The sequence below is a fragment of the uncultured Serinicoccus sp. genome (genome assembly GCF_947487915.1).
Lineage (GTDB): Bacteria > Actinomycetota > Actinomycetes > Actinomycetales > Dermatophilaceae > Ornithinicoccus.
Window position 1 is genome coordinate 120,058 of sequence record NZ_CANKYH010000001.1, and the last position, 12,369, is coordinate 132,426.

The 12,369-nt window shown below is 71.5% G+C and carries 10 protein-coding genes; 8 read left to right on the forward strand and 2 right to left on the reverse strand.

Annotated elements, in window-relative coordinates; all coding sequences use genetic code 11:
• Positions 1-12: 12 nt before the first annotated feature.
• Complete coding sequence (locus Q0795_RS00470) at positions 13-999, reverse strand: substrate-binding domain-containing protein (RefSeq protein ID WP_298885292.1); 987 nt, start codon at positions 997-999, stop codon at positions 13-15.
• A gap of 109 nt (positions 1,000-1,108) precedes the next feature.
• Between Q0795_RS00470 and araB the strand changes: the two genes are divergently transcribed.
• The 6 genes from araB to mmsB all read left to right on the forward strand — a co-directional run bounded on the left by araB (position 1,109) and on the right by mmsB (position 9,142).
• Complete coding sequence (gene araB, locus Q0795_RS00475) at positions 1,109-2,845, forward strand: ribulokinase (RefSeq protein ID WP_298885294.1); 1,737 nt, start codon at positions 1,109-1,111, stop codon at positions 2,843-2,845.
• Complete coding sequence (locus Q0795_RS00480) at positions 2,842-3,573, forward strand: L-ribulose-5-phosphate 4-epimerase (protein ID WP_298885296.1); 732 nt, start codon at positions 2,842-2,844, stop codon at positions 3,571-3,573. The genes araB and Q0795_RS00480 overlap by 4 nt, the downstream gene beginning before the upstream one ends.
• Complete coding sequence (araA, locus tag Q0795_RS00485) at positions 3,570-5,084, forward strand: L-arabinose isomerase (RefSeq protein WP_298885297.1); 1,515 nt, start codon at positions 3,570-3,572, stop codon at positions 5,082-5,084. Before Q0795_RS00480 ends, araA begins: the two co-directional genes overlap by 4 nt.
• 81 nt (positions 5,085-5,165) lie before the next feature.
• Positions 5,166-6,323 (forward strand): multiple monosaccharide ABC transporter substrate-binding protein, encoded by a 1,158-nt coding sequence (chvE, locus tag Q0795_RS00490; RefSeq protein WP_298885761.1) that lies wholly within the window; start codon positions 5,166-5,168, stop codon positions 6,321-6,323.
• Between the two features lie 105 nt (positions 6,324-6,428).
• Positions 6,429-7,973, forward strand: coding sequence for a multiple monosaccharide ABC transporter ATP-binding protein (mmsA, locus tag Q0795_RS00495; protein ID WP_298885299.1), 1,545 nt, complete (start codon positions 6,429-6,431; stop codon positions 7,971-7,973).
• Complete coding sequence (gene mmsB, locus Q0795_RS00500; protein WP_298885301.1) at positions 7,970-9,142, forward strand: multiple monosaccharide ABC transporter permease; 1,173 nt, start codon at positions 7,970-7,972, stop codon at positions 9,140-9,142. The genes mmsA and mmsB overlap by 4 nt, the downstream gene beginning before the upstream one ends.
• A 25-nt stretch (positions 9,143-9,167) precedes the next feature.
• Here mmsB and Q0795_RS00505 read toward each other — a convergent pair whose 3' ends face one another.
• Complete coding sequence (locus Q0795_RS00505) at positions 9,168-9,977, reverse strand: L,D-transpeptidase family protein (RefSeq protein ID WP_298885304.1); 810 nt, start codon at positions 9,975-9,977, stop codon at positions 9,168-9,170.
• A 178-nt stretch (positions 9,978-10,155) separates the two neighbouring features.
• Between Q0795_RS00505 and Q0795_RS00510 the strand changes: the two genes are divergently transcribed.
• Both Q0795_RS00510 and Q0795_RS00515 read left to right on the forward strand, forming a co-directional pair.
• The gene (locus Q0795_RS00510; protein WP_298885305.1) at positions 10,156-11,460 is read left to right on the forward strand and encodes an extracellular solute-binding protein; all 1,305 of its coding nucleotides are present in this window, start codon (positions 10,156-10,158) and stop codon (positions 11,458-11,460) included.
• Entirely contained in the window at positions 11,460-12,368 is a 909-nt protein-coding gene (locus tag Q0795_RS00515) for a carbohydrate ABC transporter permease (RefSeq protein ID WP_298885307.1), read from the forward strand. The genes Q0795_RS00510 and Q0795_RS00515 overlap by 1 nt, the downstream gene beginning before the upstream one ends.
• Position 12,369: the final 1 nt, after the last annotated feature.

Sequence of the window (12,369 nt, forward strand, 5' to 3'; positions counted from 1 at the left end):
GGGGAAGTGTAGTCAGCCCCTCCCGAGCCGGGACACGCTCGACCGGGAGACGAGCCGGGGCGGGATGAGCAGCTCCGCCGCCCCGTCTCCCCCCTCCAGCAGCGACACCAGCCGCTCCACCGCGGCCGCGCCGACGGCGTCGAACTGCTGCTCGACCGTGCTGAGCGCCGGCTGCAGCCATCCGCTCTCGGGCGTGTTGTCGTAGCCGATGACGCTCACCCGGGCGGGCACCTCGACGCCCGAGCGGTGCAGCGCCGCCATGAGGCCGAGCGCCATCGAGTCGTTCGCGGCGAACACCGCACCGACCTCCTCCCAGCGAGGGTGCTCGAGCAGCTCCAGACCGGCCCGGTAGCCCGACTCGGGGCTCCAGTCACCGACCCAGACCGGGCCGGGCTGCACCCCGGCCGAGACGAGCCGGTCTGCCCACCCGGCGGTGCGCTGCCGGGCCTCCCCCCAGTCCGTCGGACCGCTGACGTGGGCGACGGTGCGGTGCCCGCAGTCCAGCAGGTGCTCGGCCACGAGCCGGCCGCCGGCCTCGTTGTCGCTGGCGACGAACGGGACGTCGTCGCCGAGCCGGCCCTCGACGGCCACGACGGGCAGCTGGGCGCGCAGCCCGTCCACCATCCGCGCCTGCCCGTCGGTGGGCGCGATGACGGCCACCCCCTCGACGTCCCGGCGCAGCACCTCCTCGAGGACGGCGTCCACCTGGCCGGCGTCCAGCCCGTGCGCGGACACGATCTGGGCCGCGTAGCCGCTGCGCCGCGCCGCGGCCTCGATGCTGAGCAGCATGGACATCGGCCCGAAGAGGGGTCCCATGAAGCTGACGACCCCCAACGACCGGGTGCGGCGCACCGCGAGGTTGCGGGCGGTCCCGCTGGGCCGGTAGCCCAGCCGCGTCATGGCGCGGCGCACCCGGTCCACGGTCTCCGGACGCACCTGCGGGCTGCCGTTGACGACCCGCGAGACCGTCTGGTGGGACACGCCGGCGGCGGCCGCCACGTCATACATGGTCGTGCGTCGACCTCGCCCGTCCATCACCTCTCCGTCCGCTCGGCGACCATCCTGCACCGTTCGTCGCGTTCGCGACGAGAGGCCTTTGACAAACGAGATGTTAGCGGTAACCTCCTCGTTTGTGAGCGGTAACAACACTTTCGTGGTTGGCGTCGACTTCGGCACCCTGTCCGGTCGCGCCGTGGTCGTGCGCGTCCAGGACGGGAGCGTGGTCGGCAGCGCCGCGCACCCCTACCCCCACGGGGTGATGGAGGCCGAGCTGTCCGCCGGCCCGGCCGCCACCGCGGGCCGCCCGACCCCGCTGCCCCCCGACTGGGCGCTGCAGGTCCCGGGCGACTACGTCGAGGTCCTCGCGAACGCCGTGCCCGCCGCCCTTGCCGCGGCCCGCGAGGAGCACGGGGTGCGGGCCGAGGACGTCGTGGGCATCGCGACCGACTTCACCGCCTGCACCATGGTCCCCACCACCTCCGACGGCACCCCGCTGAGCGAGCTCCCCGAGCTCGCGGACCGCCCGCACGCCTACGTCAAGCTGTGGAAGCACCACGCGGCGCAGCCGCACGCCGACCGGATCAACGCGTTGGCCCACCAGCGGGGCGAGCCGTGGATCGCCCGCTACGGCGGGCTCATCTCCTCGGAGTGGGAGTTCGCCAAGGGGCTGGAGCTCCTCGAGGACGACCCCGAGGTCTACGCCGCCACCGAGCGCTGGGTCGAGGCCGCCGACTGGATCGTCTGGCAGCTGTGCGGCAGCTACGTGCGCAACGCCTGCACCGCGGGCTACAAGGGCATCCGGCAGGACGGCCGCTACCCCGACCGCGACTTCCTGGCCGCGCTCGACCCCGGCTTCGCCGACTTCGTCACCGACAAGCTGGACCAGCCGATCGGCGAGCTGGGCGCCGCCGCGGGCCGGCTGACCGCGCAGGCGGCGGCCTGGACCGGTCTCCCTGAAGGGATCACCGTGGCGGTGGGCAACGTCGACGCCCACGTCACCGCCCCCGCTGCCGGTGCCGTCGACCCCGGGCAGATGGTCGCCATCATGGGCACCTCGACCTGCCACGTCATGAACGGCGAGTCCCTGCGGGAGGTCCCCGGGATGTGCGGCGTCGTCGAGGGCGGCATCGTGCCGGGCCTGTGGGGCTACGAGGCCGGCCAGTCCGGCGTCGGCGACATCTTCGGCTGGTTCGTCGAGCACGGCGTCCCCCCGGCCTACCACCAGGAGGCGCGCCGGCAGGGCGTGTCGGTCCACGAGCTGCTCACCGAGCTCGCGTCCCGGCAGCGGGTGGGCGAGCACGGCCTCGTCGCGCTGGACTGGCACAGCGGCAACCGGTCGGTCCTCGTCGACCACGAGCTGTCGGGCCTGATCGTCGGCCAGACCCTGGCGACCCGGCCGGAGGACACCTACCGTGCGCTGCTCGAGGCGACGGCGTTCGGCACCCGCGTCATCGTCGAGGCCTTCGCCGAGGCGGGCGTCCCCGTGACCGAGTTCATCGTCGCCGGGGGCCTGCTCAAGAACGCCCTCCTCATGCAGATCTACGCCGACGTCACCCGGCTGCCCATCTCGACCATCGCGACCGACCAGGGCCCGGCGCTCGGGTCGGCCCTGCACGCGGCCGTCGCCGCGGGGGCGTATGCCGACATCCGCGCCGCGGCCTCGGCCATGGGCCGGGTGGACCGCGCGGTCTACACCCCCGACGAGGAGGCGGCCCGCGGCTACGACGCGCTGTTCGCGGAGTACCGCGCGCTGCACGACCACTTCGGGCGTGGCGGCAGCGAGGTCATGCACCGGCTGCGCGCCCTGCGGCGGGCCGCCCGGGGCGGGTCGGGGTCGGCGGCATGAGCCTGCAGCCCTACCCCCACGAGGTCCGGGGACGCATCGCGGAGGTCCGGGAGGTCGTGGCCCGCCTGCACGCCGAGCTGCCCCGGTGGGAGCTCGTCGTGTGGACCGCCGGCAACGTCTCCCAGCGGGTCCCCGGCACCGACCTCTTCGTCATCAAGCCCTCCGGCGTGGGCTACGACGAGCTCTCCCCGGAGGCGATGGTGGTGTGCGACCTCGACGGCGAGCTGGTCGACGGCGCCCACCGCCCCAGCTCGGACACCGCGGCCCACGCCTACGTCTACCGGCACCGTCCCGACATCGGGGGCGTCGTGCACACCCACTCCCCCTACGCCACCGCCTGGGCGGCCCTGGGCGAGGAGATCCCGTGCGCCCTGACGATGATGGCCGACGAGTTCGGCGGGCCGGTCCCTATCGGCCCGTTCGCGCTCATCGGGGACGACTCCATCGGCCGCGGCATCGTGGAGACCCTGCGCGGGTCGCGCAGCCCGGCCGTCCTCATGCGCAGCCACGGACCCTTCACCGTCGGTGCCGACGCCCGCGCCGCCGTCAAGGCGGCGGTCATGGTGGAGGAGGTCGCCCGGACCCTGCACCTCGCCCGGCAGCTCGGCCCCCTGACCCCCCTCGACCAGCGCGACGTCGACGCCCTCTACGACCGCTACCAGCACGTCTACGGCCAGGCACCCGCCGCGCCGACCACCGAGCCGCACCAGGAGCAGGAACCAGCATGAGCGCGCAGCCCCGCACCGAGGACGCCGAGATCTGGTTCTGCACCGGCAGCCAGCACCTCTACGGAGAGGACACCCTGCGGCAGGTCGCCGAGCAGAGCCAGGCCATCGCCCGCGCCCTCGACGACGCCGACGCGGTGCCCGTCCGGGTGGTCTGGAAGCCCGTGCTCACCGACCGGGAGGCGATCCACCGGCTGGCCCTGGAGGCCAACGCGCACGAGGGCTGCCTCGGGGTCGTCGCCTGGATGCACACGTTCTCCCCCGCCAAGATGTGGATCGCCGGCCTGGCCGCCCTCGACCGACCGCTGCTGCACCTGCACACGCAGGCCAACGTCGAGCTGCCCTGGTCGACCATCGACTTCGACTTCATGAACCTCAACCAGGCCGCGCACGGGGACCGCGAGTTCGGCTACCTGCAGAGCCGGATGGGGGTGCGGCGCAGCACCGTGATCGGGCACGTCTCGCACGCCCCCGTCCAGCGCCGGGTCGGCGACTGGGCCCGGGCCGCCGCCGGCTGGGCCGCGACCCGGTCGCTGCGGCTGGCCCGCTTCGGCGACAACATGCGCAACGTCGCCGTGACCGAGGGCGACAAGACCGAGGCCGAGATCCGGCTGGGGGTCTCGGTCAACACCTGGGGGGTGAACGACCTGGTGGCCGCGGTCGCCGAGGTGGGCGACCACGAGGTCGACGCCCTCGTCGACGAGTACCTCGACCTCTACGACGTCGCGCCCGAGCTGCGCCCGGGAGGAGAGCGGGCCGGGTCGCTGCGCGACGGGGCTCGCCAGGAGGTCGCGCTGCGCACGCTGCTGGAGTCCCTCGGCGCCACCGCCTTCACCACCACCTTCGAGGACCTGGGGGGCCTGAAGCAGCTGCCGGGCCTCGCCGTCCAGCGCCTCATGGCCGCGGGCTACGGCTTCGGCGCGGAGGGCGACTGGAAGACCGCCGTCCTGGTCCGGGCGGCCAAGGTCATGGGCGCCGGTCTGCCGGGCGGGGCCTCCCTCATGGAGGACTACACCTACGACCTCACGCCGGGCGCGGAGAAGGTCCTCGGGGCCCACATGCTGGAGATCTGCCCCTCGCTGACCACCGCCCGACCGCGCCTCGAGGTGCACCCGCTGGCCATCGGCGGCCGGGAGGACCCGGTCCGCCTGGTCTTCCACGCCGACCCCGGACCCGGGGTGGTCGTGGCCATGGCCGACATGCGGGACCGGTTCCGGCTCACCGCCAACGCGGTCGACGTGGTCGCCCCGGACGCCCCGCTGCCCCACCTGCCCGTCGCCCACGCCGTCTGGCGCCCGCAGCCGGACCTCGCCACCTCGGCGGAGGCGTGGCTCACCGCCGGGGCGGCCCACCACACCGTCCTCACCACCCAGGTGGGCGTGCCGGTCATCGAGGAGTGGGCCGCGATGTCGGGCACCGAGCTGCTGGTCATCGACCAGGACACCACCACCCGCGGCTTCGCCCGCGAGGTGCGCTGGAACCAGGCCTACCACCGGCTCGCGCAGGGCATCTGAGGCGAGAGCACGACATACCCCCATGGACCACCACCACCCGCACCCGCACCCGCGGGACGACACCACAAGGAGACACCCATGATGATCCGTAGGTACACCGCCATCGCCGCCGGTGCCACGCTCGCCCTCAGCCTCGCGGCCTGCGGCGGCGAGGGTGCGGGCAGCAGCAGCGCCGACGAGGGCAGCGAGTCCGGAGGCGGAGGGGGCGAGGGTGGCACGGTCGGTGTCGCCATGCCCACCCAGACCTCCGAGCGCTGGATCGCCGACGGCAACGCCGTGGAGGCGGGGCTGACCGAGGCCGGCTACGACGTCGACCTGCAGTTCGCCAACGACGACATCCCCACCCAGAGCCAGCAGATCGACCAGATGATCACCAACGGGGCGGACGCCCTGGTCATCGCCGCGATCGACGGCACCGCCCTGTCCAGCCAGCTCGACGCCGCCGCGGCCGCCGGCATCCCGGTCATCTCCTACGACCGGCTCATCCGGGACAGCGAGAACGTCGACTTCTACGTCACCTTCGACAACTACAACGTCGGCGTGCAGCAGGCCACGGCGCTGCTCGTCGGGCTGGGCCTGCTCAACGAGGACGGTTCGGAGGGCGACGCCGAGGGACCCTTCAACGTCGAGCTGTTCGCCGGGTCCCTGGACGACAACAACGCCCACTTCTTCTGGGACGGGGCGATGGACACCCTCCAGCCCTTCATGGACGACGGCACCCTGGAGGTGCCCTCGGGCCAGACCGACATCGAGCAGGCGGCGACGCTGCGCTGGCAGCAGGAGACGGCCCAGCGCCGCATGGAGGACCTGCTCACCAGCACCTACAGCGACGGCACCGAGCTGCACGGCGTGCTCTCCCCCTACGACGGCCTGTCCCGGGGCATCATCACCGCGTTGCGTAACGACGGCATGGGCGACACGATCGAGGACGGGCTGCCCATCGTCTCCGGCCAGGACGCCGAGATCGCCTCGGTCAAGCTCATCGCCGACGGGGTCCAGCACTCGACGATCTTCAAGGACACCCGCAAGCTCGCCGACCAGGCCGTCGTCACGGTGGAGGCGTACATGGCCGGCGAGGAGGCCGAGGCCAACGACACCGAGAGCTACGACAACGGCGTCAAGGTCGTGCCCTCGTTCCTGCTGGAGTCCGACATCGTCTACCAGGACAACATCACCGAGCTGCTCATCGACTCCGAGTACTGGACCCAGGAGGAGGTCGACTCCGGCGTCGCCGAGTGACCCCTCCGCCCGACCGCTCCTGACCCGTCGCGACGACGACGGGTCAGGAGCGCCCACTCCCCCACCGCCGCACACCCCGGCGGTGGCCCCTCCGTGAGGAGCTCCATGAGCGACACCATCCTGGAGATGCGCGGGATCACCAAGACGTTCCCCGGCGTGAAGGCGCTGGAGGACGTGAACCTGGAGGTCCGGCGCGGCGAGATCCACGCCATCTGCGGCGAGAACGGCGCCGGCAAGTCGACCCTGATGAAGGTGCTGTCCGGCGTCTACCCGCACGGCACCTACGAGGGCGACATCCTGCTCGAGGGCGAGCCCGTCCGCTTCTCCTCGATCAACGACAGCGAGGCCAACGGCGTCGTCATCATCCACCAGGAGCTCGCCCTGGTCCCGCACCTGTCGATCGCCGAGAACATGTACCTCGGCAACGAACGGCGCGGACGCGGCGGGCTCATCGACTGGCACCGCACCAACCGCGACGCCACCGAGCTCATGGACCGGGTCGGTCTGCACGAGCTGCCGGTGACCAAGATCGGCCACGTCGGCGTGGGCAAGCAGCAGCTGGTCGAGATCGCCAAGGCGCTGTCCAAGGACGTGCGCCTGCTCATCCTGGACGAGCCCACGGCGGCCCTCAACGACAACGACTCCGAGCACCTCCTCGGCCTGCTGCGTCAGCTCCGGGACCAGGGGGTCACCTGCATCATGATCTCGCACAAGCTGGGCGAGATCGCCGACATCGCCGACCGGACGACGATCATCCGGGACGGTCGCACGATCGAGACCCTCGACATGAGCGAGGCCGACGCCACCCAGGACCGGATCATCCGCGGGATGGTCGGGCGCGACATGGAGCACCGCTACCCCGAGCGGGATGCGCACGTGGGCGAGGAGATGCTCCGGGTGGAGAGCTGGCGGGTCCACCACCCCACCCAGGCCGACCGGGTGGTCATCGAGGACGCCAGCTTCTCGGTCCGGGCCGGGGAGGTCGTGGGGATCGCCGGCCTCATGGGCGCCGGCCGCACCGAGCTGATGATGAGCATCTTCGGGCGCAGCTACGGCCGCGGGATCTCCGGCCGGGTCCTCAAGCAGGGCCAGGAGGTCGACGTCTCGACCGTCTCCCGCGCCATCGGGCACGGCATCGCCTACGCGACCGAGGACCGCAAGGCCTACGGGCTCAACCTCATCGACGACGTACGGCACAACACCTCAGCCGCCGGCCTGGACCAGCTGTCGCGGTTCGGCTGGGTGAACGGCCTGGAGGAGCTCAAGGTCGCGCAGGACTACCGGCGCGACCTCAACACCCGCACCCCCAGCGTGCTCAACAGCGTGGGCAAGCTCTCCGGCGGCAACCAGCAGAAGGTCGTGCTCGCCAAGTGGCTCTTCACCGATCCCGACGTGCTCATCCTCGACGAGCCCACCCGCGGCATCGACGTCGGGGCGAAGTACGAGATCTACACGATCATCAACCGGATGGTCGCGGCCGGCAAGGCGGTCGTCGTCATCTCCTCCGAGCTGCCCGAGCTGCTCGGCATCAGCGACCGCATCTACACCCTGGCCTTCGGCCGGATCACCGGTGAGCTGCCCGTCGCCGAGGCGACCCAGGAACGCCTCATGTCACTCATGACCATGGACAAGGAAGGTGCCGCCCGATGACCGGGACGCTCAACCTCAAGGAACTGCTCACCAGCAACATCCGCCAGAGCGGCATCCTGCTGGCGCTGGTGGTGATCGTCGCGTTCTTCTCGGTCCTCCACCCCAGCTTCCTCACGCCGGGGAACCTCACCAACATCGTCCTGCAGTACTCCTACATCCTCATCCTGGCCATCGGGATGATCATCGTCATCATCGGTGGGCACATCGACCTCTCCGTCGGCTCGCTCGTGGCCCTGACCGGGGCGACCGCGGCGGTGGTCTCGATCCGCAACGGGATGCCCTGGTGGGTCGGGGTGCTCGCGGCCCTGGCGGTGGGCGTGCTGGCCGGGTGCTGGCAGGGGTTGTGGGTGGCCTACGTGGGGATCCCCGCGTTCATCGTCACCCTCGCCGGGATGCTCATCTTCCGCGGCCTCACCTTCCAGGTCCTGGACAACGTCTCGCTCTCCCCCTTCGGCGGCACCTACTACCAGATCGCCAACGGTTTCCAGAACGGCATCCTGGGCGGCTACGGCGTAGACGTCTTCACCCTGGTGATCTTCGCGGTCGCGGTCCTCGGGTATGCCGTCAACGCCTGGCGGCAGCGTCGTGCCGCGGTCGCCTACGAGCAGGAGGTGGGCGCGCTGCCGCTGTTCGTGCTGAAGATCGTCGCGGTCGGGGCGGTCGTCATGTGGTTCGGCTTCCAGCTGGCCCAGAGCCGTGGTCTGCCCAACGTGCTCATCCTGCTCGCGGTGCTCATCCTCATCTACGGCCTCGTCACGCAGAAGACCGTCTTCGGCCGCAACGTCTACGCCATCGGCGGCAACCTCACCGCCGCCAAGCTCTCCGGCGTCAAGGTGAAGAAGGTCAACTTCCTCATCTTCGTCAACATGGGGCTGCTCTCCGGGATCGCCGGCGTGGTGTTCTCCTCGCGGATGAACGGTGCCCAGCCCGGTGCGGGCAACATGTTCGAGCTGGACGCGATCGCCGCCTGCTTCATCGGCGGGGCCGCGGTGACCGGTGGTGTCGGCCGGGTCACCGGCGCGATGATCGGCGGACTCATCATGGCGGTGATGTCCAACGGCATGCAGCTCATGGGCGCCGAGCAGTCGACGCAGCAGCTGATCAAGGGCCTGGTGCTGCTGCTCGCGGTCGCCTTCGACGTCTACAACAAGCGGCGCGCGGGCAACTGAGGCGGCCGGGTCGCGGCTCAGCGGGTCAGAGGACCACGACCCGGTCCCCCAGGGACAGCAGCGCCTGGGACCAGAACATCTCCATGGCGTCCACCGAGATCCGGGCGCAGCCGTGCGAGGCAGGGACCGGGGGGATGGACCGCGAGCCGTGCACCGCGTAGTTGCCGTGGTAGTACATGGGCCGGTACATCTTGCCCAGCTCCCCGTCCTGCCAGCCCTCGCTGTGGGTGAGCCACACGGTGAAGTCGCCGGTCGGGGTCCGCGCGTCGTAGTCGCGGTCCTCGAAGGTGTAGGGCTCGCCGTTGCCGGTCGAGGTGTTGAGGGTCATCAGTGTCGCGCCGCCCCGGACGACGAGCAGCAGCTGGGAGGCGAGGTGGACCTCGACGTGGTCACCGCCGTAGGCCGGCGCCGGACGGTAGCCGGTCGCCAGGGCCGCGCGGGTGCTGGGGCCCACGACCCCGTCGCGCCACAGGCCGTGCGCCTTCTGCAGCGCCCACACGGCCTGCTGGGTGAGGTGACCGAAGCCGCCGTCCGGCTCGCCGCACCAGTAGCCGGCCGCACCCAGCTGCTCCTGCAGCACCCAGACGGCCTCGCCCCCGCTGCCCCGCTGCAGGATCGGCGGGGGTGGCGGCTCGACGGGCTCGGGCTCGGGCTCGGGCTCGGGCTCCGGCTCGGGTTCCGGCTCCGGCGGGAGGGCGAACACGTCGCCGGAGTCCTCCAGACCCCCGACCACGGCACCCGCCATCAGGCCCGCGCCACCCTGCACGAGCGCCCGTCGGGGCAGCGGTGCGGTCCGGAGGTGCCCGGCCCACGCCGCATACCTCTGCCTGCGCATGTGTGTCCCCTTCGTCTGCTTCCTGGCCAGTAGACGCGGCGGTGCACCCGGGAGGTTGCCCGCCGCTCCCGATGTTGCCGAATCGTGATGTGGGCGCTCGCCCGCGCCCGATCCCCGGGGCGCGCATATGCTGCACCACACCCCAGGTTGTCACACCACGCGCCCAAGGAGGACCACCATGGCCCGCCCGCACCGACCGCTGCCCTCCCTCTCCCGCCGGAGGGTGCTCGCCCTGGGTGGCGTCGGCGCGCTCGGCGCCTCGCTCGCCGCCTGCGGGGACAACACCGGGCGCGGTGGCTCCAGCAGCCCGGAGGGCGCGGGGTCCAGCGCCGGGGGGCGACCGCAGATCGCCCAGTGGTACCACCAGTACGGCGAGGCGGGCACGCAGGAGGCCGTGGAACGGTATGCCGCCGACTACGAGCCCGCCGACGTCACCGTCTCGTGGAAGCCGGGTGACTACGACCAGTCCACGGCGGCCTCGCTGCTCACCGACTCCGGCCCTGACGTCTTCGAGTACGGCAACGGCCCCACGATCGACATGATCCGCGGTGAGCAGGTGGCCGACCTCACCGACCTCTTCGGCGACACCCTCGACGACTTCACCCCCTCCCTGGTCGAGCGGATGACCTACGACGGCAAGGTCTGGGCCGTCCCCCAGGTCGTGGACACGCAGGTGCTCGTCTACCGCCGCAGCCTGCTCGAGCAGGCCGGGATCGAGCCGCCGCAGCAGATCTCCGAGCTGGTGGAGGCCGCCCGGGAGCTGACCCGCGACGACGTCAAGGGGCTGTTCCTCGGCAACGACGGCGGCGCGGGGCTGCTCGGTGGCCCGATGCTGTGGGCGGCGGGGCTGGACTACCTCGACGGCGAGCAGGTCGGCTTCGACAGTGCCGGGGCGCCGGAGGCCCTGGCGGTGCTGCGGACCCTGTGGACCGACGAGACCGTGCTGCTGGGCCAGGCCAAGGACTGGTTCGACCCCGAGGCCCTCACCTCCGGGCGCGCGGCGATGCAGTGGACCGGACTGTGGACCTTCCCGGTCATCGCCGAGGCGCTGGGGGACGACTTCGGTGTCATCCCCTGGCCCGCCATGGAGGGCGGCTCCCCCTCGGTCCCCGTGGGGGCCTACGGGTCCTGCGTCTCGACCCGCGCGAGCGACGTCCAGGCCGCCAAGGACTTCGTGCGGTGGTTGTGGATCGAGCAGACCGACAAGCAGCTGGACTTCGCCACCGCCTACGGTTTCCACCTGCCCTCGCGCACCAGCCTCGTGCCGGAGGCCGAGGTGCTGGCCTCCGGCCCGGCCGCGGACGCCGCGGGCTACGTCACCGAGCACGGGCACGCGCAGACCCCGTTGCTGTGGACCCCCCAGAGCGCGACCGCCTGGAGCGACATGATGAACCGCATCGTGCGCGACGGCGCGGACCCGCAGGCCGAGCTGGACGCCCTCGTGCCCATCGTCGAGGCCGAGCTGGAGCGGGTCACCGGCTGATGCTCGCGCGGCTTCGCGGTCGCCAGGACGTCAACCTGTGGTTCTGGGTCTTCGTGGGCCCGTTCTTCGCCGGCCTGGTGCTGTTCATCTACGTCCCCATCGGCTGGAGCGTCTACCTCTCCTTCTTCGAGGCCTACAACACCGTCACCCCCACCGAGTTCGTCGGGCTGGCGAACTACCGCGACATGCTCACCGACCAGGCGTTCCGGGACTCGCTGCTGACCTTCGTCGTCTTCGCCGCGTTCATCGTGCCCACCACCTTCGCCCTGTCGCTGCTCACCGCCCTCCTGGTGGCGCGGACCCGGGTGATGCAGGCGTTCTTCCGCTCGGTCTTCTTCCTCCCGGTGGCCTGTTCCTACGTCGTGGGGGCGCTCGTCTGGAAGATGTCGATCTTCTCCGGCATGAGCTCTGGGGCGGCCAACGCCCTGCTCGGGCTGGCCGGGGTCAGCCCCATCCCGTGGCTCTCGATCACCGATCCGCCGTGGTACTGGCTCGTCATCGTGTCGGCCCGGCTCTGGCTGCAGGTCGGCTTCTACATGATCCTCTTCCTGGCCGCCCTGCAACGGGTGCCGGTCAACCTCTACGAGGCCGCGGCCATCGACGGCGCCGAGGGGTGGCAGGTCTTCCGGCACATCACCTGGCCGCAGCTGCTGCCCGCCTCCACGGCGGTGCTCCTGCTGCTGCTCATCAACGCCTTCCAGGCCTTCGACGAGTTCTACAACATCCTGGCCGGCTTCAGCGGCTACCCGCCCTACGCCCGCCCACCGCTCGTCTACCTCTACTACACCGCACTCGGCAGCGGGCAGAACTTCGGCGACGGCAGTGCGGGCGCGGTCATCCTCACCGTCCTCATCGCGGCGGTCGCGCTGGCCCAGACCCGGGTCCTGCGCCTCGGCGGGAGGGACTGAG

Bases quoted from the DNA above. Each gene is read 5' to 3' on its own strand.
- araB (WP_298885294.1), top strand. From the start codon at position 1,109: ATGTTAGCGGTAACCTCCTCGTTTGTGAGCGGTAACAACACTTTCGTG.
- Q0795_RS00505 (WP_298885304.1), bottom strand. From the start codon at position 9,977: ATGCGCAGGCAGAGGTATGCGGCGTGGGCCGGGCACCTCCGGACCGCA.
- Q0795_RS00510 (WP_298885305.1), top strand. From the start codon at position 10,156: ATGGCCCGCCCGCACCGACCGCTGCCCTCCCTCTCCCGCCGGAGGGTG.
- mmsB (WP_298885301.1), top strand. From the start codon at position 7,970: ATGACCGGGACGCTCAACCTCAAGGAACTGCTCACCAGCAACATCCGC.
- Q0795_RS00480 (WP_298885296.1), top strand. From the start codon at position 2,842: ATGAGCCTGCAGCCCTACCCCCACGAGGTCCGGGGACGCATCGCGGAG.
- Q0795_RS00515 (WP_298885307.1), top strand. From the start codon at position 11,460: ATGCTCGCGCGGCTTCGCGGTCGCCAGGACGTCAACCTGTGGTTCTGG.
- chvE (WP_298885761.1), top strand. From the start codon at position 5,166: ATGATCCGTAGGTACACCGCCATCGCCGCCGGTGCCACGCTCGCCCTC.
- mmsA (WP_298885299.1), top strand. From the start codon at position 6,429: ATGAGCGACACCATCCTGGAGATGCGCGGGATCACCAAGACGTTCCCC.
- araA (WP_298885297.1), top strand. From the start codon at position 3,570: ATGAGCGCGCAGCCCCGCACCGAGGACGCCGAGATCTGGTTCTGCACC.